This is a genomic window from Rouxiella badensis, from assembly GCF_002093665.1.
Lineage (GTDB): Bacteria > Pseudomonadota > Gammaproteobacteria > Enterobacterales > Enterobacteriaceae > Rouxiella > Rouxiella badensis.
Genome location: NZ_MRWE01000011.1, coordinates 103,367 through 128,469 on the forward strand (window position 1 = coordinate 103,367; position 25,103 = coordinate 128,469).

Consider the following 25,103-nt stretch of genomic DNA (forward strand, 5'->3'; position numbering starts at 1 on the left):
TAAAATAATTTATCAATTTTCTACGCCAGGAGCGGGTAATGAGTGCTGTAAACAATGAGCCAGTCGACAATTCTGTCAGTCACCGCACGCAGCCCGCGACCGTGGTCTGGCTGGTGGTCATGGTGGTCCTCTGGGGCTTGAGCTGGCCCGCGACCAAGCTTGCACTCGATGTCGTACCGCCGCTGTGGCTGGCAGCAATAAGGTTCGGATCCGCCTGTTTTTGCCTGTTTGTTTTTGTTGCCCTGCGCGGCAGCCTGCGTCTGCCTTCACGCGCCGACCTGCCGGTGGTGGCCAGCGTCGGGCTGTTGCAGATGATGGTGTTTACCGGCCTCGGCATGATAGCGATGCAGCACACCGACACCAGTCACGCGGTATTATTGGCTTATACCACGCCGCTGTGGGGGATTCTGACCTCGTGGCTGTTGATGCGCAAAGCGCCGTCGAGGCTACAAATCGTGGCGCTGGTCACCGGGCTGATTGGCATCGCGCTCATCTGTTCACCCGCCGAGATGGATTGGGGCCGCCCGGGGGCGATTATGGGCTGTAGCCTGCTGATTATTGGTGCAATTTCCTGGTCGCTGGTGATTGTTCACGTGCGCCATCATCGCTGGAGCAGTACGCCGCTGTCGCTGGCTCCGTGGCAGATGCTGCTCGCGACCCTTCCTCTGACGTTGCTCGCCGCGCTGATTGACGGCTCGCCGTCGACCGTTGTTTTTAGCCCGCACCTGCTGTGGCTGCTGCTGTTTATCGGGCCGGTGGCGACCTCGGTCTGCTTCGTGATTGCCACCGAGCACGGGCGTCGGATCAGCGTCTTCGCCATGTCCAATTTTACCCTCGGCGTCCCCTTGGTGGGTGCCGCGGCCTCGGTAGTTATTCTCGGCAGCCACCTTTCGACACTGTTTATGGGCGGCCTGCTGCTGGTGTTCCTCGGTGTCTCAATGACCGCGCTGTCAGGCCGGCGAGCGCGTCACTGACAGTACTGTTTCAACAGTGCGTGCTGCTCCGGCTGTAGCTGATAGCGATAAACCGGGCGTCCGGTCACGCCATAGTGAATACTGGTGAACAAAATATTCATCTGTGCCAGCCAAATCAGATACTTACGGCATGACACTCGCGAGATATTGACCTCGCTGGCGAGTTCATCGGTTGAGAATTCGCTGGCGGGATGAGCGTCAATCCACTGGCATAAGGTGCGCAGCGTTTGCTGCGTTAGCCCTTTGGGCAGGCGTTTCTGCTCTTCTTCTGCGGGGGTGCCGTGCAGCAGTCTGTCGATGTCCGCCTGTTGATAGAAGGGCTGATTGTCCATCAGCGATTTCTTCTGCCGCCAGCCTGACAGCGCCTCTTCAAAGCGCGAGAACTGAAACGGCTTAATCAGGTAATCGACCACGCCATAGTTCAACGAGGTCTTGATGGTCTGTGCATCGGCGGCGGAGGAGATGACGATGACATCCACCGGATGTGCCGCGCTGCGCAGTTCGGGCAGCAGACTCAGCCCGTTTTCCTGGTGGAGATAGATATCCAACAGAATAAGGTCAACCGGGGGACGACCATTCGCCAGCCGTTCCTTTGCCTGCTGCAAGTTCGAGGCGACGCCACAGCAGCTAAAGCCCGGGATTTGGCCGATATAACAGCGGTTGAGCTCGGCGACCATCGCGTCATCATCAACTACCAATACGTTGATCATTGGATACTGACTCCTCGTCCCCACGGAAGCTGGACTAAAAATTGCGTATAAACGCCGGGTTCCGACTCGACGGTAACATTGCCGCCGAGGCTGTCTATTTGCTGGCGAACCAGGAATAGCCCAACGCCGCGCTCGCTGCCTTTAGAAGACACGCCTTTCTCAAAAATTGTCGTTAGCTGTTCTGCCGGGATCCCCGGACCGTCGTCGCTGACTTCACACGCCAGCCAGCCATTCTGATAGTGCAGCAAGACGTGGATTTCGCCCTGTGACTGTTGCCCCAGAGCCTCAAGCGCGTTCTCAATTAAATTTCCCAGCACGGTTATCAGCACCGCAATCTGCTCTTCGCTCCCATTATTGGGCAAATCGCTGGCGTCGCTGAGCATCAGCCGGTGGCCACTGCTCGAGGCGCGATTGATTTTGGTCAGTAAAAATCCGGCAATCAGCGGCGACTTAATCTTTTGCAGTAGCGAGCCAATTTCGGTCTGATAACCGTTGGCGGTTTTCAGGATAAAGGCTTCGAGCTGGCTGTAATTTTTCATGTGCAGCAGGCCAAGGATGACGTGCAGCTTGTTCATAAACTCGTGAGAGCGCTCACTCAGGATATCGACATAGTTTACCATGCCGTCCAGACGCAGCATCAGTTCGCTAATTTCGGTCTTGTCGCGGAAGGTACAAACCGCGCCGATAATGCGCTGCCCGCTGCGCACGGGCACGGTGTTGCTGATAAGCGTGCGGCCGCGAACGTTGAGTTTTTCGTCGTGCCAGGCCCTGCCGTGGTGCAGGGCGTCATGCAAATGGCTGAGCATGATTGAGGACGCGGGAATCACGTCACCGGTCAACGGCGCCTGCGTAGAGGTTTCGCTCAACAGCTGCCGAGCGGCCTGATTAATCAGACTCACGCGCGAGTGTTCGTCGACAGCGATCACGCCCTCTTTAATTGATTCGAGAATAGCCTGCCGCTCTTCAAACAGGGTGGAAATCTCGTGCGGCTCCAACCCGAACAGAATGCGCTTCAGGCGTCTCACCAGAATCAGAATCCCCAGCAGGCCGACCAGCGCGCCGAATATCACCGTCCAGAAGATGTTCCAGCGGCTTTGATTTATCTGTTGCGTTACGTCGTCGAGAGAGATCCCCACCGCCACCACGCCAATCTGTTGGTGTTTTGCATTATACACCGGCGTAAATGCCCGCAGCGCCTCGACCAGCACGCCGTGGTTTACCGAAACATTTTCCTCACCCTTAAGCGCCGGAATGAAATCATCGCCGACAAAATGCTTGCCGATGTTGTCGGGATTCGGGTGGGACAGGCGAATCCCCTGCATATTGACCACCACGATAAACAGCAGGCAGTCGCGCTTTTGCACCTCGACGGCGATGGGTTGAATAATGCCGCTGTCAGGCGGCAGCGTCAGCCCGCGCTGGATCTCGGGGGAGGAGGCTAGCGTGCGTGCTACGGCTATCGCCTTATCTTTAATGTGCATTTTGGTAAAGTTTTCAATCTGCACGTAGTACAGCACATGCACGCTCAACAGCACGGTAATGATGACCGCACCTATCATCAGGCTCACCAGAGTGCTGAGTTTTAACGGGCGTTTATGCCGCGCTGGCTGGGGCAGTGGTTGATTCATCGTGATTATTCTTTCGAGACGCTATGCCGGGCGCGCAGTATAGCGCCGATGGGCGGCAGGATGGAGAGCAGAGTGATCCGCCTCGCTTTTGTAACTAAAAAAACAGAAAATCGGTATTATTAGTTAAAAAACTAAAATTACTTTAACTTATCCATAACAATATCTTAAATTCCCCGCACTTTTTTACGACCATAAATAACAAAGTGACGATCTGGAATGAACAAAGCAACAAAACTACTTCCGACGCTTTCCCTGTCGGCATTATTAATTTGCTCAGCGGTTCACGCTGAAACCTCACCAGAGAAAACCGACGTACTGCTGATAGGCGGCGGTATCATGAGTGCATCGCTCGGCACCTGGCTTGAAGAACTGCAACCAAGCTGGAAACAGCTGATGGTCGAGAAGCTTGACGGCGTGGCGCTCGAGTCGTCTAACGGCTGGAACAACGCCGGTACCGGGCACTCTGCCAACATGGAGCTTAACTATACCCCTGAACGTCCTGACGGCAGTATCGACGTCAGCAAGGCGCTTGAGATCAACGAAGCCTTTATGATTTCGCGCCAGTTCTGGACCTCTCAGGTGAAGAGCGGCGTGCTGAACGATCCGCACTCTTTCATCAACTCTACGCCGCACATGAGCTTCGTTTGGGGCGATAAGAACGTCGAATACCTCAACAAACGCTACCAGGCGCTGCAAAAAACCGTGCTGTTCCAGGGCATGAAATTCTCAACCGACCATGCGCAGATCCAGCAATGGGCACCGCTGATTATGGAAGGGCGTGACCCGCAGCAGAAAGTGGCTGCGACCTGGACGCCGGTCGGAACCGACGTCAACTACGGCGAAATTACCCGTCAGCTGATCGGTAGCCTGAAGAAGAACAGCAACTTCAAGCTGGAAACTTCTTCTGAGGTGACCGACTTCAAGCGCAACGCCGACAACTCCTGGCATGTGACTATCAAAGACGTGAAGAGCGGCGATGAGCGCAGCGTAGATGCGAAATATGTCTTCATTGGCGCAGGCGGCGGCGCACTTAAGCTGTTGCAGCAAACCGGTATTCCAGAAGCCGAAAATTATGCCGGTTTCCCGGTGGGGGGCTCGTTCCTGGTTACCGAAAACCCGGCGATTGCCAACCGTCATCAGGAAAAAGTCTACGGTCAGGCTTCTGTAGGCGCACCGCCGATGTCGGTTCCGCATCTGGATGCGCGTTATCTTGACGGCAAGCGCGTCGTGCTGTTTGGCCCGTTCGCGACCTTCTCGACCAAGTTCCTGAAAAACGGCTCACTGTTTGACCTGCTGGGGACCACCACGACCCATAACGTGATGCCAATGACCCACGTCGGGCTGGACAACTTTGACCTGGTTAAATATCTGATAGGTCAGGTGATGCTGAGTGACGACGATCGTTTCGCGGCGCTGAAAGAGTACTATCCGGACGCGAAGAAGGAGGACTGGAAACTGATTCAGGCCGGTCAGCGTGTACAGATAATCAAGAAAGATGCCGACAAGGGCGGCGTGCTGAAGCTGGGTACCGAAATCGTGACCGATCGGCAGAAAACCGTCGCTGCGCTGCTGGGGGCTTCTCCGGGTGCGTCAACGGCTGCACCGATTGCGCTGAACGTGATGCAGAAACTGTTCCCGGAAGAGTTCAAGTCCGCAGAATGGCAGAGCAAAATCCGTCAAATCGTTCCGAGCTTCGGCCAGAAGCTGAATGACGACCCGGCGTTGACTCAGCGCGTGTGGGATGAAACCGCTGCGACCCTGCAACTGGTGAAACCGCCGGTCATTCAGATGACCGAGAAAGCGGCCGACGCCAAGGCTCCTGAGCAGGAAACGGCGGCTCCAGCCCCTAAGCACGACATCGCACTGTAAGCGTTAACCCGCGCCGCCACGGCGGCGCGGGATTTATCTCGATCCAAGTAGCGCCTTCTCATCCTCTGGGACGGCAGACGTTAAGCACCAACTGCCGCAGCCAGCGGTGAGCGAGGTCCGCCTCAGCACGTGGATGCCAAATCTGCGAAATCGTAATTCCCTGCGTTTTTACCGGCAGTTCAAACTGATACAGCGGCGCATACGTGCTCAGCTGGAGTTGTGCCGACTGATTCAACATCACCCGCTGATTATTCAAAAATGAGGCCGGAACCAGCGCCACCAGATCTGAGGCCAGGGCGACGGCGAGCGCAGCGGGAAAGCTTGGCACCACTGAGGCGATACGACGTTCCAGCCCCAGAACCGCCAGCGCCTCGTCTACCGGACCGGTGGTCAGCCCGCGGCGAGACGCGACGACGTGGCTGCAAGCCGCATAACGCTCGGGGGTAATTTCTCCCTGCATCTCGAGCGGGTGCCCTTTACGCACGACGCCGACAAATCGGTCGTGGAACAGCGCCTGTATGCGAATCTCCGGCCCCATTTCACCCAATACCCCAATCTCGAGATCGACCATCCCCTCGCGCAAATGCTTCGAGGTTTTCTCCGGCTTGGCAGCAAAGCGCAGCCGCACTAGCGGGGCAGCGGCGGCCGCGGCGGCAATCAGTTGCGCGCCAAAGGCTTCGACAAAACCTTCGTTGGAACGCAGGGTAAAGGTGCGTTCCAGCGTCGCCAGGTTCAGCGCCGTCGTTGAAGGACGCAGTACGGCCCGCACCTCAATGACGGCGCGCTGGGTGCGTTCTCGAATTTCTTCTGCGTAGGGAGTCAGTACCATATTACGCCCGGCGCGGACCAACAACGGGTCACTCGTTGCCTCGCGCAGGCGGCTCAGGGTACGGCTCATGGCCGAGGCGCTGAGCGAAAGACGTCGTGCCGCGCCCGCCACGCTCCCTTCGTCGAGCAGCACGTCGAGCGCTATCAATAGGTTAAAATCAGGATCGCTCATGTTGTTGTCCTTGAGGCATACGTTCTGATGTGGCGTTTCATGCAGGTATAAAGTGCAAACGTTGCGTCTTCCGCCTTATCTGGCGTCGGGATATAGTTTTACCCTCTACCAGCAAAGATCAATAGAGGTTTTTCCAAGATGGAATTATTTTCTGACCAACCCGGGGACGACGGACTGCCGGGCCGCCAGCGCTGTTTAGCGATGATAGCGGTGATGACCTGCACCGCGATGGCCGTGTTTGACGGTTCGATGGTCAACGTCGCGCTGCCGCAGATTGCCCGCGAGCTCAATGTTTCAACCGGCGACGCCGTCTGGGTCGCCAACGGCTATCTTTTGGCGGCCGCCATGACGCTGGCGATATTTGCCGCACTGGCCAAGCGCATGGGATTTCGCACGCTGTTTACGCTTGGCCTGTGCGTATTTACGCTTGCCTCGCTGGGATGCGCCATGTCGACCTCGCTCGACATGTTGGTGGTGATGCGCATCCTGCAAGGCGTCGGTGGCGCGGCGACGCTGAGTATCAGCCCGGCCATTCACCGCTCGGTGTTCCCGACCCGTTTGCTGGGGCGAATACTCGGGCTGAATGCGTTACTTATCGCCGTCAGCACCGCGATTGCACCGATCCTCGGTGGCACGCTGCTGTCGACCCTGAGCTGGCAGTGGCTGTTTGCGATTAATATCCCGTTCGGGGCGGTGGCGTTGGCGCTCTCATGGCGTACTATCCCGACCCAACGGGTGCAGGAAAGTCAGTCAGCGCCGTTCGATTTCGCCGGTGGGGTGCTGTCAGCCGTACTGCTGGGGTCGCTTATCATGGCGGCGAATGCTTTTTCCCATACCGACCACGGTGGGCTTTCCCGTGAGACGCTGACCACCGCCGCCGCGTATGGCTTGACGGCGGTGATTGCCGGAATGGCGTTCGTCTGGCGTCAGCGCCGGGCGGCCGAGCCGCTGCTGCCGTTGCAGATCTTCGCGTCTTCGCGTTTTTCACTCGCGGCGCTGACCTCAATGACCTCCTTTGTCAGTCAGGGGATGACCTTCGTGGCGCTGCCGTTTCTGTTCCAGAGCGTGTATGGCTACAGCGCGTTCGTTTCGGCGCTGCTCTTTACCCCGTGGCCGATTGGCATCATGCTCGCCGCGCCGCGTGCCGGGCGTCTCGCCGACAAGTTCAGTCCAGCGGTGATTTCCACCGCCGGACTCTGTCTGTTTGCCGTGGGACTGTTCTTGCTGGCCCAGCTTCCTGAGCATGCGCAGCCGTGGGACATCGGTCTGAGGAGTCTGGTGTGTGGCCTGGGATTTGGGTGTTTCCAAAGCCCGAATAACCGTGAAATGCTGGCTAACGCCTCGCGTGAAAACAGCGGTTATGCCTCGGGTGTACTGGCTATTATGCGCACCTTCGGCCAGTGTCTGGGGGCGGCGTTTGTCGGCGTTGTCCTCTCGGCCTATGCCCAGCCTTCGCTCGACGCTGCCGGACGTATGATGGAGGAAGGGCAGGCCGTCCGGCTTTGTCTGTGGATCTCGGTGGTCGCCACGCTGCTGGCGATTATCATCAGCGTGAGCCGTCTGCGTCGGATACGCGGTGAGGCACACGTCTAAATCAGGCGCGCACCCGGCGTTTTATCGACATCATGTACCCGGCAATGGCACAGGCGGCGATTAACCACGGCACCAGCTGTACCGCTTTGGAGTCACTTCCGCTGAGGATTTGTAGGTTGTTCACCACCAGAATCACGGTGATGAGCATGCCTGCCATCGACAGCAGAGGAGCCCAAAAAACTTTCCATGCACCGAGATTACCGGCCCCTTCGCGGCGGAAGAACAGCATAACCGCCGCCGAGACCCCAATCTGCAACACCAGAATGCACAGGGTGGCAATCGCCGAACCGAAGGCAAAGATGTGCAGGATAGGGTCGACATGAGTGCTGCCGAGGCCTGCCAGCAACAGCAGTAAAATCATGCTGTGCAGGTGGCTGGCGTTGTGTGGCGTGCCGTTGGTCGGATGGGTCTTGCACAGCTCTTTCCAGATAAGCCCGTCGCGGCTGATATTGAAAATATAGCGCGAAATATTGTTGTGAAAGGCGAGGGTGGCAGCGAACAGGCTGGTAATCAGCAGCACGGTCATGGTATCAACCGCCCACTGGCCGACGTACTGCCGGGTAATATTAAACACGAAGTTGCCCGGATCTTTCGCCGCGATGGCCACAATCTTGTCGAAGCCGTAGGCTTGAACCAACGACCAGCTGGTAAAGCAGAAGAAGGCGGTGATTAGCAGCAGGGCGCATACGGTGGCACGTGGAACCGTCTTCTCGGGGTTGCGGCACTCTTCGGCGTAGATAGCCGTTGACTCAAAGCCGATGAAAGAGGCTATTGCGAACACGAAGGCGATACCGAGATTGCCGTGCAGAAAAACGGCAGGTTCGAAAGATCCCAAATTTAGCGGGCCGGTTTTTTTTATCAGGATCATCACGTCCATCAGCAGTACGATAGCGACTTCGGCAATCATTAATATTCCCAGCAGCTTACCGCCGACCTCGACTCTTTTTACCCCCAGCATCCAGGCTATCAGGGTAAACAGCATACTGCATGCCCACCACGGAATATGCGCTCCGACGTGCTGCTCAATAAACTGTTGGCTAAAGAACCCCAGCATGGCCACCACGGCTAATTGCACCGAGAAATAGGCCATCAGCGCTAAAATTGATGCCGATCCACCCCAGCTTTCTCCCAGCCCTTTAGAAATATAACTGTAAAAAGCGCCAGAGCTTTTTACGTAGCGGCTCATGGTTATAAAGCCGACCGAAAAGACCATTAAAATTATGCAGGCCAGGATATAAATGACCGGAATACCGCCGCCGTTACCGGAGAATATCGCCACCGGCAGACCGCCAACCACGCCGGTCAGCGGCGAAGCGGCCGCCACGACAAAAAATACCAGTGAAAATAAGCCCAACGTATTTTTTCTTAATGAATGAGTGTTGCTCATCGCCAGCGCCTTATTTAACAGTGAAAACGAATTAAAAGAACGGGGGTTCTTTTCGTCATACATCGATAAGCATCATTCATCAGCCATGCGGGCAGAGATAGAAAAAATCGGACAGGCCCGGGGTGCATCGCAGGCACTATTTTGGTGCTTTTTAAAATCATTCAGCATGTCGCAAATATTCAATACACCCTCTGCCGACCACGTTATTTATGACTACCTCTGCCGCAGAACTTTGATTTAACGGCAAAGCGTATGACTTATTAACGTTAGGTTGAGAGAGGGATTAAAAATGTCTGAAGCGACGAGAATCGATTTTATCTATCTGTCCGAGCAGGACATGATCCGCGCCGGTGTCACCGATATGCCCGCCTGTGTTGATACCATGGAAGAGATGTTTGGCCTGCTTTATCGGGGCGACTACCGCATGGCGGGGTCTAACAATGACTCGCACGGTGCGATGGTCACCTTTCCCGAAAACTCCCCGTTTCCTGCCATGCCAAAACCCACGGCCGACCGTCGCCTGATGGCTATGCCTGCCTATCTTGGCGGCAATTTCTGTACCGCCGGGGTCAAGTGGTACGGCTCCAATATCGCCAACAGGGAGAAGGGCCTGCCGCGCTCGATTCTGATGTTTACGCTCAACGATGCCGACACCGGTGCACCGTTGGCACATATGTCGGCGAATTTACTGTCGGCCTACCGCACCGGGGCTATCCCAGGCGTTGGCGCGCGTCATCTGGCGCGTAAAGACTCGCGGGTGATTGGTCTGCTCGGCCCTGGCGTAATGGGTAAAACGACCGTTGCCGCCTTTATGGCCGTTTGCCCGCGGATTGACACCCTCAAAATCAAAGGTCGTGGACAAAAAAACCTTGATAACTTTATCACCTGGGTGAGCCAGACCTTCCCGCAAATCACCCGCGTGCAGGTGGTCGATACGCTTGAAGAGGTGGTGCGTGATTCAGACATTGTGACCTATTGCAGCTCGGGAGAGGTTGGCAACCCCGAGACTTATCCTCTGGTGAAGCGCGAATGGGTCAAGCCGGGAACCTTTCTGGCGATGCCTGCGTTGTGCAACATCGACGAAGGCATGGAGCAGCGCGACGTGCGCAAGGTGCTCGACAACACTGGCCTGTATAAAGCCTGGTTTGAAGAGGTGCCAAAACCGGCGCACCACACCATTCCGGTGATCGGCGTGCGCTTTATGGACATGATAGCCGAGGGCAAAATCACCGAAGACGAGGTGGAGGACATCGGAAAAATCATCGCAGGTGATGCCCCGGGCCGCCGAAATGACGAGGAAATTATTATCATGTCGGTCGGCGGCATGCCGGTAGAAGACGTGGCTTGGGGCACGGTGATTTATCGCAACGCAGTCAAAAACGATATCGGCGTAAAACTCAACCTGTGGGAAACCCCGGTGCTGAGCTAAGGCTGTGCCTTTTTCTTGTCCATTCAAACTATCGGGAACAACATCATGACGCGCATTGTAAAAGTAAAAACCGGCTCGGCCTTTGAAGAACAGGCCAGTTATTCACGCCTGGTGGCGGTAGATAACTGGATTTATGTCTCGAATACCGCCGGACGCAACCCACAGACCAAAGAAATTCCGCACGACGTTACCGAACAAACGCTACAGGTGTTCGCCAACATTGAGACGGCTCTGGCCGCCGCTGACGCCACGTTGGCCGATGTTATTTGCTCGCGGGTGTTTATTCAGAACCCTGAGGACGTCGCGTTGGTGATGCCGCTTATTGGTCAGAAGTTTCGCGGCATTAATCCGGCCAGCACCGTGACCTGTCCGCCCCTCGGTTCAACCGTTTATAAGGTGGAGATTGAGGTGACCGCCTATCGCGGCGCCTCGCGTGCCGAGGTAGAAGCGATAACCGTCTCGCTTTAATCATGCCGATGGCTCGCTGCCGTCAGCAACAACTATCCCGCAAGAGGGTAAGCTATGGTTCCTGAAATAAGTCCGGTGCAAACGTCGCCGAAGTTTCCCTCCGCCACCGGGGTGGTAATTATCGGAGGCGGTATTGTCGGCCTGACGGCGGCGTTAACGCTGGCCGAGCGCAACATTCCCGTGGTGGTGCTTGAGAAGGGGCGCATCGCGGGCGAACAGTCGTCGCGTAATCTGGGCTGGGTGCGCAAAACCAGCCGCCACGCTGAGGATATTCCTTTGGCGCAGGCGGCAGACCGGCTGTGGGCCGATATGTCCGTGCGGGTGGGCAGCGACGTAGGCTACCGTCAGGCGGGAATCATGTTTCTGGCGCGGACGCAGGCGCAGAGGGCGATGCACGAGGGATGGCTGAAGTCGGTGGCGCATCTCTCCCTCGACTCAAGATTACTGAGCGCGCGGGAGATTGCCAATCTGGTACCGGGCGGGCGAGGGCACTGGGCCGGTGGCCTGTATACGCCTTCGGACGGACGGGCAGAGCCGACGCTCGCGGCCAGCGCTATCGCCAGAGCCGCGCTAGCCAAGGGGGCTGTCATCGTTGAGAACTGCGCGGTGCGGGGGCTTGCGACCTCTGCGGGCAGAGTCAGCGGGGTGGTCACCGAACGCGGTGAAATCCGCTGTGAGCAGGCGTTGCTGGCGGGCGGGTTGTGGTCGAGGCGTCTGCTCGGCAACCACGGCATTTCGCTGCCCACGCTGCCGCTAATTTGCACCGTGCTGCGGACAAAACCGATGCAAGGGCCAACGGATATTGCCATCGGCGGCCCTGATTTCTCTTTTCGCCAGCACAAGGACGGCGGGTTTATCATCACCCAGCGCGGCGCGCTCGACGCCTGCCTGACGCTGGATCATCTGTTATTAGGGCATCGTTACCTGCCGCAGCTTAAAACGCAGCGTGACTTTTTGCGCATCTCGCTGGGCAAGGTATTCGTAAAGGATTTGGCACTGCCGCGCCGTTGGCCCCTGTCGCGGCCTTCGCCGTTCGAGCAGGTTCGCACCCTCGACCCGCCGGCTAACCCGGCATTGAACCGCGAGGCGATGAATAACCTGATGGCCGCATGGCCAGCGTTTGAAAAAGCAGAAATTGAGCAGGCGTGGGCGGGCACGATAGACGTGACGCCGGACTCGAATCCGGTCATCGGGCCGGTGAGCGCGCTGCCCGGTTTGACCGTGGCGACCGGCTTCTCGGGACACGGTTTTGGCACCTCGCCGGCAACGGGGCAGCTGGCAGCTGACCTGCTCTGTGCGATTCCACCCATCATTAACCCTGCGCCTTATCGTTTTGAACGTTTCTGAATTTCTGCACCCTACACTGACACTCTTTGCTCAGGCTGCCCCCTCTGGGGTCAGCCTGAGGCCTACTTTTAGTTATAGCGGATGCGCTCATCATAAATTTCCTGCGCGATGCGTCGCTGATAGTCCAGCGGCGTCGTACTTACCAGTTTCTTGAATTCGCGCAGGAAGTGCGACTGATCGCTAAAGCCGAGGTCGAACGCCAGGTCGGACGAGGTCATGCTGCCGTGCTGATGCAGGGTATTCAGGGCCGACTGGCAGCGAATAATGCGGCTGAAGGCCTTCGGTGACATGCCGGTGTCCTGGCGGAACTGGCGCTGGAGCGTGCGGCAGGAGTATCCGGTCAACGCCTCGAGCTGCTCCATCCTGATATTGCCGCGCTGCTGGTGGATGGCCTGAATAACCCCCGGCGTGCTGGCGGAAGATTTACGCAGCAGTCGCGGCGTAAAGTTACGGTTAAACAGTTCGATTTTCCGTGAGAACAGCGGCGTTTCAACGATTTGTTCGAGCGCGAGGCGCGAACCGGGAATCACGTCGAGGAAGCTGAACTCTCTGTCAGTGATTTCTTCCGCCATCAGATCGAGAAAATCCGGGATAACGCCGGGGACGAAACGCACGCCGAAATAGTGATGGCCGCTTATCAGCTCTGCGCTGCGCGCCTCAAGCGTCGTGCCGCAGACGCGTCCGGTCGGCGAAGACGCATTGCAGTCGAAGAGGATATCAACACAGCCGTCCGGGACCGCCATGGTCTGACTGGCCGTCTGTGCAACGTTGAAGCTGTAGAAATGAGAAATCGCCGGATGCTCAGAGGCTATCACCGAATAATGCTGCTCGGCGCTGAGCACAAACCACGGTTGCTCGGGGCGAAGTGTTAACGCGTGACGCGGAGTTAAAACATCTGACATGGCGTATTCCTGTGGCGGCTGAAGAAAGCCACAGATCTATGCAATCCGCGCGCCAGAAAAACAAAAAGCCGGCAATTGCCGACTTTGTGTCATTGTCACAGGCTTATTATTATTTATGCCTCGAACATCTCGGCACCGATATAAGATCCTTCCTTCGGGGCAGGAGGGACAAAAAATATTCCAGAACCAACATGAGAAATATATTCGTTCATGGCGTCAGATGCGCCAAGCTTGGCCTGTAGCGTTTCAAAGTGCGCCGGATCTTTCTGATAGCTGATAAACAGTAAGCCTGCACTCAGCATGCCTTCATTGTTTAATCCGTCAGTAAAGTTGTATGAGCGTCGCAGAATACGTATTCCGTTATTATTCTCATGAGCAGCCAGACTGATGTGCGCCGTAGCCGGAATGACTAAATTACCCGACTCGTCTTTTTTGGTGAAATCTGGAGTATCGAATTCCTTGGTTCCGCTTAGCGGAGCCCCAGAAACCTTGTGTCGACCAAAGATATTATTCTGATCGCTAACACGGTCGGTATCCCAGTTTTCCATGCGCATCATGATCTTGCGCACCACCTGATAGCTGCCGCGCTGTTGCCAGGCCGGGCCGCCATCGTCAATCCAGACAAACTTGTCGATATCGTCTTTTTCGGTGATGTTGCGCGTGCCGTCTTTAAAGCCGAACAGGTTACGCGGCGTCGATTGCCCTTTGCCCGCCGATGCGCGTCCGAATCCCAACACTGACCAGCGCGTTTCCGCTGCGCCGGTGTCTTTTGCGATACGCGCCAGGTTGCGGATTGCGTGATAAGCCACCTGCGGATCGTCGGCACAGGCCTGCAAAGACAGGTCGCCACCGGTCAATTCTGCTTTCAGGTTGTCGCTTGGCAGCTGCACCAGCTCACGCATTAGCGCCGGTTTGTATTTCGCGAGACCGAAGGCGTCGGTGAAAATACGCGGACCGAGGCCAACGGTGACGGTCAGCGAGGCCGGACCGAGATCCAGCGCTTCGCCGGTGTCTGCGCCCACGCCGCTGTCGCGAATCGGCTCAACCTGACCGAGGGTTTCACCCTTCATCAGCTGGGCAATTGCCGAGGACCAGCGGGCCAGCAACACCTGCAAATCGCGCGGGTTGGTGGAAGTCATATCGAAGGTCATATACATGATATAGCGCTGCGGTGGCGTGGCGATGCCCGCCTGCTCCGCAGTACCGTAAAACGCATGTTCCTGCGACAAATCCACCTTATCTTCAGGGTCGTTGTCCGCCACGGTTTTATTGTGTGCAGACCCGACCATCGGAATAGCCAGCGCGCTGGCCACCGCTCCTTTTAATAAATTTCGACGTGAAAATACTCCGGCCTCCCTGGCCGGATGTTGTTTACTGCTCATTAATCATTTGCCTCCGCTGGTGGCCACTTTCTCAGCGATTTTAGACAACGGCTCTTGCAGCGCCTGAACGCTACGGCTCAGCTTGGCGCCGTCAGCCGCTTTGATTTCGGCGGTGTAGTATTTGAAGCCGCCTGGGACTTTAGGGTCACGGTAAGTGTCCAGAAGCTTGTTAACCGCATCAAACTGCTCGGCAACGCGTTTGGTCAAGTCTGGATCGATCTTCTCGAGGCCCGGTTGCAGGTAAGCGAAGGACTGCTGTGCGCCTTCCACGTTGCCTGCAAAGTCTACCAGGTCGATGTGGCTGAAGGCTTCTTCTTCACCGCTGATTTTAGTGCTCTGCACTTCTTCCAGCAGGTCCGCTGCGCCGTTTGCCAGATCTTCTGGTTTATAGGTTAATGCTTTGGTCAGCTTGTCGAGCTGCTGAACGTTTTTCTGCAATTCTGCGGCCAGCTGTTTAGTTTCTGGGGTTATTTTCCCGTTACCGAACAGATCGCGTTCGATAGCGTGGAAGCCGTGCCAGCCCACTTTAGGGTCAAGGTTGGAGGCGCGCATGTCAATCAGGTAATCGAGGTTGCCCGCGTTGTCCGTGGCCTTGAAGCCCGGCAGCACGAAGCCGCTGACGTCAGATTCGATACGCTCGTAGAAAGGACGCGCTTTTGCATAGTCTTCTTTGGCTTTGGTCAGATTACCCGCGTCGATGTCGGTTTTCAGACGATCGACCGCGACGACCATGGCATCGACCACGCCGTTAACGTAGGTGGAGTAGCCTTTCGTGCCGTCGGCCAGCAGGGTACCTGCGCTGCCTACCGGCTGTGCGGCGCTCTTACCGGTGACGGTGAAGTTGATCAGTTCCTGTTTTGCACCCGGGCAATACAGCTGATAGGTGCCGCCGTCCAGCGTCAGGGTGAATTTGGATGCCGGCAGGCCCGGAGCCAGATTCTCTTTTTCACCCAGAATACGGTTGTCGCTCAGCAGTTCGATTTCGGTCAGCGAGGTCGCGGTTTTGTTAATCACGTTAAAGGTGATTGGGCCTGCTTTTGCCGTGTTGTGGTCGATAACGCATGAGCCGCCGTCGGCGCTGGTCATCGTAATATTGACCTGTGCGGCTCCGTTTTTAACCGGTGCCGGTGCTGCATCCTGAGAGTAGGCATCAACAGAGAACATCAGCAGTGCAGTCAGACATCCGGCTGTGGTCAGAGCTTCTTTTCTCTTAAAAGTTTTTTTAAACATAACGCTGTCCTTTATTGTTATCAGCAAGGTAGTACGAGTTAGGTCGATCTAGAGGTTCTGCTATTGGAGACCCTGTTTTTTCTGGTACATCTGTTGTTGCGGCAAAGCATGAGCCTGGCGAAGGCGCTTGAGGCTTCGTTGGGCAATCACCAGGAAAATGATGGCCAGCGCCGCTAAAAAGGCCGGCAGCATGTGCGCCCAGAAAACGTAGCTCTGAAGCGAAAACTGTTGGGCCTTCAATTGGGTCATCAGGTCCTGCTGGTACGCGGCGCTGACCTGCCAGCCGCAGCCGGTATCAAGTTGACTGCGGCGAACGGTCAGGGTGCGCGGAGACTGTAGGCCGCTGCCTGTTAGCGTCACCAGCGTCTCGCCCTGAGCGGTAGACGAGAGCAGGGTGCCCTGTGCGACCCTGGTGGTCAGGTTGCAGTTGACCGTCCATTTAGCGTTATAAGGCCCCGGATGCTGGCCGGGATTGAGTCCGATAGGAATACGATTGCCGTTGAAGGCCATGACCTGGTCCAGCGTCACGATAGCGGGTGCGCCGTCGGGTGAGGTGCTGTTCTGAGTATTCCATTCCTTCACCGCAACACCCTGGTAGGAATCGGTTTTTTGGTCAGCACTCTTTAGGTCGGCCTGAACGACCTTGCCGCCGGTCAGCGCGACGCGCAGCTGATAGCCGGAACCATCGGCGTTGGTGAGGCTTGCCTGACCCAGCGGCCTGGCATCGTTATTGACCAGCGGGGCAGCATCAGGAACGTTCAACTGAGGCTGCGGATAGAGGCAGAACAGGGCGACGGCGGCGGCGGCGAGTGTGCCCGCAGAGGCAAACAGCGAACGGGTCGCTGCTTTTGGCGATGGACGCAGTTTGGCAGGCCAGTAAAGCACTACAGCGACCAGGACGATGTAAAGCAGCCAGCCGACTATCTCTATCTGACGTGGATCGGCAGGCATACCCAGCACGCCGGTAATCAGCGCAGAGCGCACGGTGCCGGGAGGAACAAGCCAGGTGAGGTCGACGAAACGCGCCTGACCGACGTTTAGCCAGCCAGCCTCGTGTGCGCTGCGCAGAGAGGAGATGATAAGGCCTGCGGCAACCAGAATCAGGAACATGCCGGTGAAGCGGAAGAAACGCGCAAGATTGATGCGGATACCGCCAACATAGAGTCCCCAGCCGATAACCACGGCCATAATGAGCCCGACAACTGCCCCTATCGCCGCCCACATGGCTGACTGAGCCACGGAGAAGGTGGCAAGCAGGAATACGCTGGTTTCGAAGCCTTCTTTGAGTACCGCCAGAAATGCCATGCTGGCAAGGGCGAATGCGCTAGACTGACTGATGGCTTGCGCCGCTTCGGTCTCGAGCTCTTTCTTGATGTTTTTGGCGTTGGTATTCATCCACATTACCATGCCGGTCACGAAGAACACCGCTACCAGCCCGATGATGGACTCCATAAACTCCTGGCTTGCCTGCGGCAGGGCGCGCTCGGTCAAGTCCAGACCGACGCCGACAATAATAGAAAGCAGGACGGCCAACGCCACACCTGCCCACATTGCAGACAGGCTTTTGCCATTTTTTCTTAGAAAGGCCGCGATGATACTGACGATCAGCGCAGCTTCAAGTCCTTCACGCAACGCGATAACAAAGGTTGCTAACACTGTGGCAACTCCGAACCGTAAATGATTCATTAAATGATAATTATTATTAATATCACTATCGTTATTTAGTTGGAAGATCTGACCAAAAATAAAAAGTAAAAAATCTTTATTTCATTTCCAGTTGTATCAAATTATTTCCTTTAAATTTCCCGGTGCAAAATAATAAAAATCCGCTGCCTCGAGTCGCGGGGAGGGAGTCTCGTTGATTCAAATGGGGATCCTAGCCTTGGTGCAGCCTGCGGAGAAAAACACCGGCGGGAGAGGGGGATGATTAACGCTAAAAATCCCGTTAAAACCACGCTATCGAAAAATAACGGTAATTTAATTAACCATTCTCTTAATGTTTTTTTAAGGTTCAATTAAAGCATTTCATTGAAGTCAGGTAATTAATCTCGAAGCAGAGTCCTGATAATCGCCAATATATAAGTTTCGTTTAATAAATACCCGATTCCTTACGACGTTGAGGGGAGGTCGTGAGATTATTTATTTCTTTCCCGGCCCGCCTCCTTTTTATGATGCGCCATTAGTGAATTTTGCTCATAAATCTATTCAAGAATAGCTATTTATCAATCAATCCACGGATGCCACTATTAAAAAAAAGCTGACGACGCCAGCGCTGAGCGTTGATGACACACGCCCGGCGCAGGCTGATGTTGAAAGTCAAACCGATAAACGGAGTCAATATGAACTACAAGAATTTAGGCCGCAGCGGACTGAAAGTTTCCCCGCTTTGCCTGGGAGCCATGATGTTTGGTGGTGAAACTGATTTAGAAACGTCTAAACGTATCATCGCGAAAGCCGGTGAGCAGGGGATAAACTTTATCGATACCGCCGACGTTTATCACGCGGGTAAATCCGAAGCAGTGGTCGGCAAGGCCGTGGCGGCGAACCGTGATGACTGGGTTATCGCGACCAAGTTCGGCTTCCCGTTTGCCGGGGGGCCAAATCAGGTAGGGCAGTCAAGAAAGTGGATCCGCCAGACGGTCGAAGGCAGCCTGAAGCGCCTCGATACTGACTACCTTGATATTCTTTATTTTCACCGTGCGCTGCTTGACCTGCCGCTGGAAGAGAGCGTTCGCGCGATGGGCGAACTGATCAATCAGGGTAAAATCCGCTACTACGGCGTGTCTAACTTCTCTGGCTGGCGCATTGCCGAGATGTGTCGCATCGCCGACCAGTTCGGGATAGAGCGTCCGGTGGTCAGTGAGCCGCTGTATAACATCGTTGACCGTAAATCAGAGGTTGAGCAGATCCCTTCTGCTGCGCATTACGGACTGGGCGTGGTGCCTTATAGTCCGCTGGCACGCGGCGTATTGACCGGCAAATATAATGCCAAGACCGCCCCGCCGACAGACAGCCGTGCAGGACGCGGTGACATGCGCATCAAACAGACTGAATGGCGTGAAGAATCTATTTCGATTGCCGAGAAGATTGCCGCTTACGCCGCCGACCGCGGCACTAACTCGATTGCCTTCGCTATCGCTTGGGTATTGAATAATCAGAATATTTCTTCTGCTATCGTGGGACCCCGCACCGAAGCTCACTGGGACAGCTACATGCAGAGTCTGGACGTTTCCATCACCCAGGAAGATGAAGATTTCATCAATTCTTTAGTTGCGCCGGGCCATGCCTCGACCCACGGCTATACTGATCCAGGTTATCCGGTCGAAGGCCGCAGAACACGTTAACTACTCAAACTGAAGGTAATGTAAATGCTGACGAAAGGCTACGCTGCACTCAAAGCCGGCGACAAGCTGGCACCCTTTTCATTCGAACGTCGTGAATTACGCGATAACGACGTGGCGATGGAAGTTCTCTACTGTGGCGTTTGCCACTCGGATTTGCATCAGGCGCGCAACGACTGGGGATTTGGACTCTTCCCGATGGTGCCGGGCCACGAGATTGTGGGGCGCGTGACCGCCGTCGGGAGCGCGGTAAAAAATACCAAAGCCGGTGACGTGGTCGCTGTCGGCTGTATGGTCGACTCCTGTCAGGAGTGTGACCAGTGTCGTCACGGCGAAGAGCAGTACTGCCGCGAAGGTATGACGCCGACTTATGCAGGTCAGGATCGTCTGACCCAAGAGGTTACGCAGGGCGGTTATTCGAAGCATCTGGTGGTGCGAGAGGAGTTCATCCTGCGCGTTCCCGAGACGCTGGACTACTCCCGCGTTGCGCCTTTGCTGTGCGCCGGTATCACCACTTATTCGCCGCTGCGCACCTGGGGCGTAGGTCCACAGAGCCGCGTGGCGGTAGTCGGTCTGGGCGGACTCGGTCACATGGCCGTTAAGCTCGCCGCAGGGCTGGGGGCGACGGTCACGGTGATTGGCCGTTCTGCCGCCAAAGCTGCAGATGCTAAAGAGCTGGGTGCTGACGATTATCTGATTTCAACCGACGCCAGCGCGATGGAAAAAGCGCAGAGCCGCTTTGATTTCATCATCGACACCATTCCGGTACAGCACGATGTTTCTGTCTATATGCCGCTGCTGGACGTTGACGGTACGATGGTGATGGTGGGGCAGATTGGCCCAATCGACGAACAGCCGACCATGCCATTAGTGTTTGGTCGCCGCCGTCTGGCCGGGTCGCTGATTGGTGGAATTGCGGAAACGCAGGAGCTGCTCGATTTCTGCGGCAGAAAAAATATTCTGCCGGAGTGCGAAGTGATTAACATCGACGAGATCAACCACGCGTTTGAACGGATGGAGAAATCTGACGTGCGTTACCGCTTCGTGATCGATATGTCTTCGTTATCGGCCTAACCGACCACGCCTCTAAAACGGCATTGAGCTATCAGTGCCGTTTTTTATTCCTCACAGCGCAGCGCCTCGCGCACTCAGTGAAAGGCGGGATAGAAAAACGCCCCTGCGGTTGGCAGGGGCGTTGTCTTGGCTTTATCCGAACGGCGGGAAATTACTTCTCGAGACGACGGATAATCGCATCAGTAAATTCGCGGGTGGTGGCAGTGCCTTTCAGGTCGCCGGTGCGAATATTGTCTTCGTTCAGGGTGGCATAGATTGCTGCACGCAGTTTGGTTGCAGAGTCCTGCAGGCCTACGTGATCCAGCATCATGCCAGCTGCCAGCAGCAGGGAGATCGGGTTGGCAAGGCCTTTACCCGCGATGTCCGGTGCTGTGCCGTGAACGGCTTCGAAAATAGCGGCATCTTTACCGATATTGGCACCCGGTGCCATACCCAGACCGCCGACCAGACCGGCGATTTGGTCAGAAAGAATGTCACCAAACAGGTTGGTACACAGCAGCACGTCGAAACGCCATGGGTTCATCACCAGCTGCATCGCACAGGCGTCGACAATCATGTCGTCCAGCTCAACGCGGCCTTCGTATTCTTTGGCCACTTCACGCACGGCATCCAGGAAGATACCGGTCAGGGCTTTCAGGATGTTAGCCTTGTGCACTACGGTGATTTTTTTACGGCCGTTTTTCACCGCGTATTCAAAGGCATAACGTGCAATGCGTTTGCTGCCTTCTTTAGTGTTTACGCCGGTAGAAACTGCTGCCGCTTTAGGGTCGTCACCGATGGGAATGTAATATTCGTGAGAGACGTAGAAACCCCCCAGGTTTTCGCGGAACAGCACCAGATCGATATCTTCGAAACGACCCGGGATCAGGGTGCTCGCAGGACGCACGTTGGCAAACAGCTCGAACTCTTCGCGCAGACGCACGTTTGAGGAGCGGAAGCCGCCACCGATTGGCGTTGCCAGTGGACCTTTAAGGGCCAGGCGACGTTCGCGGATACTGGCCAGGGTTTTCGCCGGCAGCGGATCCCCTTCAGCTTCGACGCCAGCTACGCCAGCCTGTTGTACATCCCATTCGAACGGTTGCCCTAGCGCATCCAGGACCCTGACGGTGGCTTCAACGACTTCCGGCCCAATGCCATCGCCAGGAATCAGCGTAGCGGGAATTTTCTTGTCTAGTTGGTGCATATTACCTTTCTCTTTATTTGATAAAAGGGGGGGACTACGTCAAGTTAGGCAGGTTAACGCCACTTCTCACACGGTGACAACAGTAATCTGCGCTTTGCTACATCTTTATAACATATCTGACACGTATCACATAAACGTTAGCCGACAATGCTAAAGTCAAAAAATGTTACCAGATTCGACTAAACTTTCTCCCCCCGCCGCGATCCCCGGCAATATTTGCTTAAATTCCCGCTCGTTGTTAGCGAATGACGCCTTCCCGCACCAACATGTCCGAGGTGATTTCGGCAATGGTTTTTGCGCCGGTCAGCGTCATGGCGACCTTCATCTCTTTTTCGATAAGCGTTAACAGCGCCTCGACGCCGCGTTCGCCGTGGGTGGCGAGGGCATAAAGGTACGCGCGACCGAGCAGCACGGTGTCGGCACCCAACGCAATCATGCGCACCACGTCCAGCCCGTTGCGCACGCCGCCGTCTGCCAAAATAGTAATATCACCTTTGACTGCCTCGGCGATGGCCGGCAAGGCGCGGGCGGTGGAAGGCACGCCGTCGAGCTGACGACCGCCGTGGTTGGAGACCACAATGCCGTCCGCCCCGAAACGCACGGCGTCGCGGGCGTCTTCGGCGTCAAGAATGCCTTTGATAACCATCGGGCCGTCCCAAAACTCCCTGATCCACTCGAGGTCTTTCCACGAAATGGAGGGGTCAAAGTTATTGGCCAGCCAGCCGATGTAGTCCTCTAATCCGGTGGGCGAGCCGCGATAGGCCGAGATATTGCCGAGATCGTGCGGGCGGCCATTGATGCCCACGTCCCACGCCCACTGCGGATGCGTGCAGGCCTGCCAGTAGCGGCGCATCGCCGCATTGGGGCCGCTCATGCCAGAATGGGCATCACGGTATCGCGCGCCCGGCGTAGGCATATCAACGGTAAATACCAGCGTCGAGCAGCCCGCTGCTTTGGCTCGCTCAAGCGCATTGCGCATAAACCCACGGTCGCGCAGCACATAAAGCTGGAACCACATCGGGCGGTCAATAGCCGGTGTCACCTCTTCGATAGGGCAAACCGACACGGTCGAGAGCGTAAACGGAATACCCTTGTGCGCCGCCGCTCGCGCCGCCTGCACTTCGCCACGTCGGGCATACATGCCGCACAGGCCCACCGGGCCCAGCGCCACCGGCATCGACAGCGTCTCATTGAACAATTTGGTTTCAAGATTCAGTGCTGACATGTTTTTCAGCACGCGCTGGCGTAGCGCTATCTGCGACAGGTCTTCGACGTTGCGTTTTAACGTCGTCTCGGTATAGGAGCCGCCGTCAATATAGTGAAACAAAAACGGAGGCAGTATGCGCTCTGCCGCAGGGCGATAGTCGCTGGAGGCTGAAATAATCATGGGTGATTCTCCTGAGTTCCTGGTTATTCCTGTCCGGGCAGGCGCGTGATGCGGGCCTGTCTGGCTTCATCTTCGTGTTGCGTTTTAATGGTCGAGTGAACGAAGCCGATGTGCTCCATTGCCGCCAGCCGCGCCTGTTCGGCGTCGCCTTGCAGAATGGCGTTCAGCAGTGTGCGGTGCTGTTCGGTGAGTTTGGCGAAAATCGTCTGTTGGCTGTACATGCGCTGACGGCTTTGCATCACCGAAGATTGCAGCAGCTCAAAGAATCCGCGCATGGTTTGCAGCAGCACGACGTTGTGCGAGGCGGCCGCGATGGCGAGGTGAAAACGCACGTCTGCCTGCGCTGCGAGGTCAGGATTTTCGCTTTCGTTGAGCATCAGCGTGGCATCGAAGGCGTACTGCAACTGTTCCTTGTCGGCCTCCGTAGCGCGCAGGGCGGCGTACCAGGCGGTGCTGGCCTCGATGGAGTGCCGTGCCTCAAGAATATCGTAGCGATAGTCCGGATCCCGTATCACGAGCTCGCGCAGCGGGGCGACGATACGTGTCTCGGCCCAGGGCTCCTGCCACTCGCGTAAATAGGTGCCCCCTCCCCGACGGCTGACCAGCAGGCCTGCGGCTATCAGTTTCTGGATAGCCTCGCGCAGCGATGAGCGTGACACACCAAGCTCGGCGGCCAGATGACGCTCGGCGGGCAGACGCATGCCGCCCTCGAGCTGCTGCTGGTCAATAAAGGCTTTCAAGCGGCCGACCAGACTGTCGGCGACGCGGGGGGAGGATGCGGGCATCGTAGTCTCTCATTTCTCAGGCCGGTATTTATTTTGGTCCGACCAAAATGCGCTATGTGGCGCTCTGTGGTTCAAATAGTTAATGAATTGTTGAAGTGTGGCAAGAAGGGCGGGCAACAGGATGCGTCATCTGCGAGCAGGATCGACTATTTGAGATGATTGGTAGGACCAAAGTTCATTATTGGGCCAAAGACCCTGACAACATCAGGCTTATGCTAATAACTTAAGAATAATTGCTTAATCAGCATTTAACGCCTCATCAATCCAATACTACATTTAGCCTTCAGGTTAATAATTCTACAGGGTAGTGAATGTGAGTCGTGATAACGTAAAAAAACAGCACAATATCTTTGTTCATCAGGTTTCCAGGCCCCACGGAGAGCCCCTTGCCGAGCATTTTCAATTTGTTCAACGGCCGCTGGAACCCTTGGGAGAACGGGCCGCATGGGTCGAGAATGTCCATTTCTCAGTCGACCCTTACATGCGCGAATGCATGGACGGCGACTGGGAGCTGAACGAACCATTAGAGGGGCGAACGATTGGACGGGTAATCCGCTCTAATACGCCGGCATTGCAGCCGGGCGACTGGGTCTTTCACCGCAAAGGATGGCGCACCTTCGCCCAGGTTGAGGCAGACGAAGTGCGGGTTCTGGCGCCGGTCGCGGGTGTGCCTTTGCGGGCGTGGCTGAGCGTATTGGGGGGAACGGGACTGACCGCCTGGGTAGCCTTGACCAAAATTGCCCGTTTGCAGCCCGGCGAGTCAGTGTATATCTCTTCGGCGGCAGGCGGCGTGGGGTCGGCAGCCGCCCAGTTTGCCGCGCTGCTGGGGGCTAAGCGCATCGTTGGCAGCACGCGTAATGCAGAAAAATCCAGGACTCTGACCGACAGGCTCGGATATACCGACGCCTTTGTTTATCAGTCCGGCAAGGTAAGCGCACAGTTGCGTGACATCATCCCCGAAGGTATCGACGTGTATCTGGACAATGTGGGCGGTGAGCAGCTTGAGGCCGCTATCGCCGCCTTCAAAGATTACGGGCGTGCAGCGCTGATAGGTGCGGTCGCGCAATACAGTGCCTTAACGCCACCGTCCGCCCCCTATAACCTGTTCGATGTCGTTGGCAAAAGCTTAACGTTGCAGGGTTTTCTGGTGCGTGACTATAAGCATCTACAGGAAGAGCTGGAGGAATTTATTATTCCTCATATTCAAAGTGGCAGAGTCGTGCCGCAGGATACGGTGACCTATGGCTTTGATCATATCGTCGAGGCATTTCTTTCGATGTTAAAAGGGGGGAATATCGGCAAGGCGATAGTCAGTATCGAATAGATTTATCATTAAGGAGATTAAATAGCGCAATTTATATTGCGCTATTTCCGCTTGTCTAAAATTAATTAATTTCTTCTTCAAATATTATGT

20 protein-coding genes are annotated in these 25,103 nt (G+C 56.0%); 9 read left to right on the forward strand and 11 right to left on the reverse strand.

From position 1 onward, the window contains the following. The first annotated feature begins 38 nt into the window (after positions 1 to 38). Positions 39 to 974: a DMT family transporter gene (locus BS640_RS08700; RefSeq protein ID WP_084912392.1), complete on the forward strand. Its 936-nt coding sequence runs from the start codon at positions 39 to 41 to the stop codon at positions 972 to 974. On the opposite strand, the gene dcuR is transcribed toward BS640_RS08700, so the two are convergent. Both dcuR and BS640_RS08710 read right to left on the reverse strand, forming a co-directional pair. Continuing rightward, positions 968 to 1,684 (reverse strand): two-component system response regulator DcuR, encoded by a 717-nt coding sequence (gene dcuR / locus BS640_RS08705; protein ID WP_017492846.1) that lies wholly within the window; start codon positions 1,682 to 1,684, stop codon positions 968 to 970. The genes BS640_RS08700 and dcuR overlap by 7 nt on opposite strands. After that, complete coding sequence (locus tag BS640_RS08710) at positions 1,681 to 3,312, reverse strand: sensor histidine kinase (protein WP_084912393.1); 1,632 nt, start codon at positions 3,310 to 3,312, stop codon at positions 1,681 to 1,683. The genes dcuR and BS640_RS08710 overlap by 4 nt, the downstream gene beginning before the upstream one ends. Before the next feature lie 216 nt (positions 3,313 to 3,528). Here BS640_RS08710 and mqo point away from each other — a divergent pair, with 216 nt between their 5' ends. Further along, entirely contained in the window at positions 3,529 to 5,181 is a 1,653-nt protein-coding gene (gene mqo / locus BS640_RS08715; protein WP_084912394.1) for a malate dehydrogenase (quinone), read from the forward strand. Between the two features lie 58 nt (positions 5,182 to 5,239). Here mqo and BS640_RS08720 read toward each other — a convergent pair whose 3' ends face one another. Continuing rightward, complete coding sequence (locus BS640_RS08720; protein ID WP_084912395.1) at positions 5,240 to 6,181, reverse strand: LysR family transcriptional regulator; 942 nt, start codon at positions 6,179 to 6,181, stop codon at positions 5,240 to 5,242. 138 nt (positions 6,182 to 6,319) lie between these two features. Between BS640_RS08720 and BS640_RS08725 the strand changes: the two genes are divergently transcribed. Next, positions 6,320 to 7,774: an MFS transporter gene (locus BS640_RS08725; RefSeq protein ID WP_084912396.1), complete on the forward strand. Its 1,455-nt coding sequence runs from the start codon at positions 6,320 to 6,322 to the stop codon at positions 7,772 to 7,774. Between the two features lies 1 nt (position 7,775). Here the strand turns inward: BS640_RS08725 and BS640_RS08730 are convergent, their stop codons facing one another. Then, a complete protein-coding gene (locus BS640_RS08730; protein WP_017492850.1) occupies positions 7,776 to 9,161 on the reverse strand; it encodes an APC family permease in 1,386 nt (461 codons plus the stop codon). Between the two features lie 289 nt (positions 9,162 to 9,450). On the opposite strand from BS640_RS08730, the gene BS640_RS08735 reads away from it, so the two are divergent. Genes BS640_RS08735 through BS640_RS08745 form a run of 3 tightly spaced genes read left to right on the forward strand, consistent with a single transcriptional unit; the run spans position 9,451 to position 12,405 of the window. Further along, positions 9,451 to 10,590 (forward strand): ornithine cyclodeaminase family protein, encoded by a 1,140-nt coding sequence (locus BS640_RS08735; protein WP_017492851.1) that lies wholly within the window; start codon positions 9,451 to 9,453, stop codon positions 10,588 to 10,590. Positions 10,591 to 10,635: 45 nt separating this feature from the next. After that, a complete protein-coding gene (locus BS640_RS08740; RefSeq protein ID WP_084912397.1) occupies positions 10,636 to 11,058 on the forward strand; it encodes a Rid family hydrolase in 423 nt (140 codons plus the stop codon). Between the two features lie 54 nt (positions 11,059 to 11,112). Continuing rightward, positions 11,113 to 12,405, forward strand: coding sequence for an NAD(P)/FAD-dependent oxidoreductase (locus tag BS640_RS08745; RefSeq protein WP_084912398.1), 1,293 nt, complete (start codon positions 11,113 to 11,115; stop codon positions 12,403 to 12,405). A gap of 68 nt (positions 12,406 to 12,473) precedes the next feature. Here BS640_RS08745 and BS640_RS08750 read toward each other — a convergent pair whose 3' ends face one another. The 4 genes from BS640_RS08750 to efeU all read right to left on the reverse strand — a co-directional run bounded on the left by BS640_RS08750 (position 12,474) and on the right by efeU (position 17,575). Continuing rightward, positions 12,474 to 13,307 carry a helix-turn-helix domain-containing protein gene (locus BS640_RS08750; protein ID WP_084912399.1) on the reverse strand — a complete coding sequence of 278 codons (834 nt, stop codon included), beginning with the start codon at positions 13,305 to 13,307 and terminating at the stop codon, positions 12,474 to 12,476. Positions 13,308 to 13,420: 113 nt separating this feature from the next. After that, complete coding sequence (efeB, locus tag BS640_RS08755; protein ID WP_026110667.1) at positions 13,421 to 14,689, reverse strand: iron uptake transporter deferrochelatase/peroxidase subunit; 1,269 nt, start codon at positions 14,687 to 14,689, stop codon at positions 13,421 to 13,423. Positions 14,690 to 14,692: 3 nt separating this feature from the next. Continuing rightward, positions 14,693 to 15,919, reverse strand: coding sequence for an iron uptake system protein EfeO (efeO, locus tag BS640_RS08760; RefSeq protein ID WP_084912400.1), 1,227 nt, complete (start codon positions 15,917 to 15,919; stop codon positions 14,693 to 14,695). Positions 15,920 to 15,979: 60 nt separating this feature from the next. Continuing rightward, the gene (gene efeU, locus BS640_RS08765; protein WP_084912401.1) at positions 15,980 to 17,575 is read right to left on the reverse strand and encodes an iron uptake transporter permease EfeU; all 1,596 of its coding nucleotides are present in this window, start codon (positions 17,573 to 17,575) and stop codon (positions 15,980 to 15,982) included. 683 nt (positions 17,576 to 18,258) lie between these two features. Here efeU and BS640_RS08770 point away from each other — a divergent pair. Both BS640_RS08770 and BS640_RS08775 read left to right on the forward strand, forming a co-directional pair. Further along, positions 18,259 to 19,263: an aldo/keto reductase gene (locus tag BS640_RS08770; protein ID WP_084912402.1), complete on the forward strand. Its 1,005-nt coding sequence runs from the start codon at positions 18,259 to 18,261 to the stop codon at positions 19,261 to 19,263. A 24-nt stretch (positions 19,264 to 19,287) separates the two neighbouring features. Beyond that, positions 19,288 to 20,334 (forward strand): NAD(P)-dependent alcohol dehydrogenase, encoded by a 1,047-nt coding sequence (locus BS640_RS08775; protein WP_017492859.1) that lies wholly within the window; start codon positions 19,288 to 19,290, stop codon positions 20,332 to 20,334. 151 nt (positions 20,335 to 20,485) lie between these two features. On the opposite strand, the gene BS640_RS08780 is transcribed toward BS640_RS08775, so the two are convergent. The 3 genes from BS640_RS08780 to lldR form a co-directional block, all read right to left on the reverse strand. Beyond that, positions 20,486 to 21,517 carry an isocitrate/isopropylmalate dehydrogenase family protein gene (locus BS640_RS08780; protein ID WP_017492860.1) on the reverse strand — a complete coding sequence of 344 codons (1,032 nt, stop codon included), beginning with the start codon at positions 21,515 to 21,517 and terminating at the stop codon, positions 20,486 to 20,488. A 238-nt stretch (positions 21,518 to 21,755) separates the two neighbouring features. Continuing rightward, on the reverse strand, positions 21,756 to 22,904 hold the full coding sequence (gene lldD / locus BS640_RS08785; RefSeq protein ID WP_084912403.1) for an FMN-dependent L-lactate dehydrogenase LldD: 1,149 nt from the start codon (positions 22,902 to 22,904) through the stop codon (positions 21,756 to 21,758). A 23-nt stretch (positions 22,905 to 22,927) separates the two neighbouring features. Continuing rightward, on the reverse strand, positions 22,928 to 23,689 hold the full coding sequence (gene lldR / locus BS640_RS08790; RefSeq protein WP_017492862.1) for a transcriptional regulator LldR: 762 nt from the start codon (positions 23,687 to 23,689) through the stop codon (positions 22,928 to 22,930). Between the two features lie 313 nt (positions 23,690 to 24,002). Here lldR and BS640_RS08795 point away from each other — a divergent pair, with 313 nt between their 5' ends. Next, positions 24,003 to 25,013, forward strand: a complete 1,011-nt coding sequence (locus BS640_RS08795; protein WP_139802798.1) for an MDR family NADP-dependent oxidoreductase — start codon at positions 24,003 to 24,005, stop codon at positions 25,011 to 25,013. Positions 25,014 to 25,103: the final 90 nt, after the last annotated feature.

Excerpts from the sequence above, each read along its gene's own strand:
- BS640_RS08700 (WP_084912392.1), top strand. The coding sequence starts at position 39 with ATGAGTGCTGTAAACAATGAGCCAGTCGACAATTCTGTCAGTCACCGC.
- dcuR (WP_017492846.1), bottom strand. The coding sequence starts at position 1,684 with ATGATCAACGTATTGGTAGTTGATGATGACGCGATGGTCGCCGAGCTC.
- BS640_RS08710 (WP_084912393.1), bottom strand. The coding sequence starts at position 3,312 with ATGAATCAACCACTGCCCCAGCCAGCGCGGCATAAACGCCCGTTAAAA.
- mqo (WP_084912394.1), top strand. The coding sequence starts at position 3,529 with ATGAACAAAGCAACAAAACTACTTCCGACGCTTTCCCTGTCGGCATTA.
- BS640_RS08720 (WP_084912395.1), bottom strand. The coding sequence starts at position 6,181 with ATGAGCGATCCTGATTTTAACCTATTGATAGCGCTCGACGTGCTGCTC.
- BS640_RS08725 (WP_084912396.1), top strand. The coding sequence starts at position 6,320 with ATGGAATTATTTTCTGACCAACCCGGGGACGACGGACTGCCGGGCCGC.
- BS640_RS08730 (WP_017492850.1), bottom strand. The coding sequence starts at position 9,161 with ATGAGCAACACTCATTCATTAAGAAAAAATACGTTGGGCTTATTTTCA.
- BS640_RS08735 (WP_017492851.1), top strand. The coding sequence starts at position 9,451 with ATGTCTGAAGCGACGAGAATCGATTTTATCTATCTGTCCGAGCAGGAC.
- BS640_RS08740 (WP_084912397.1), top strand. The coding sequence starts at position 10,636 with ATGACGCGCATTGTAAAAGTAAAAACCGGCTCGGCCTTTGAAGAACAG.
- BS640_RS08745 (WP_084912398.1), top strand. The coding sequence starts at position 11,113 with ATGGTTCCTGAAATAAGTCCGGTGCAAACGTCGCCGAAGTTTCCCTCC.
- BS640_RS08750 (WP_084912399.1), bottom strand. The coding sequence starts at position 13,307 with ATGTCAGATGTTTTAACTCCGCGTCACGCGTTAACACTTCGCCCCGAG.
- efeB (WP_026110667.1), bottom strand. The coding sequence starts at position 14,689 with ATGAGCAGTAAACAACATCCGGCCAGGGAGGCCGGAGTATTTTCACGT.
- efeO (WP_084912400.1), bottom strand. The coding sequence starts at position 15,919 with ATGTTTAAAAAAACTTTTAAGAGAAAAGAAGCTCTGACCACAGCCGGA.
- BS640_RS08770 (WP_084912402.1), top strand. The coding sequence starts at position 18,259 with ATGAACTACAAGAATTTAGGCCGCAGCGGACTGAAAGTTTCCCCGCTT.
- BS640_RS08775 (WP_017492859.1), top strand. The coding sequence starts at position 19,288 with ATGCTGACGAAAGGCTACGCTGCACTCAAAGCCGGCGACAAGCTGGCA.
- BS640_RS08780 (WP_017492860.1), bottom strand. The coding sequence starts at position 21,517 with ATGCACCAACTAGACAAGAAAATTCCCGCTACGCTGATTCCTGGCGAT.
- lldD (WP_084912403.1), bottom strand. The coding sequence starts at position 22,904 with ATGATTATTTCAGCCTCCAGCGACTATCGCCCTGCGGCAGAGCGCATA.
- lldR (WP_017492862.1), bottom strand. The coding sequence starts at position 23,689 with ATGCCCGCATCCTCCCCCCGCGTCGCCGACAGTCTGGTCGGCCGCTTG.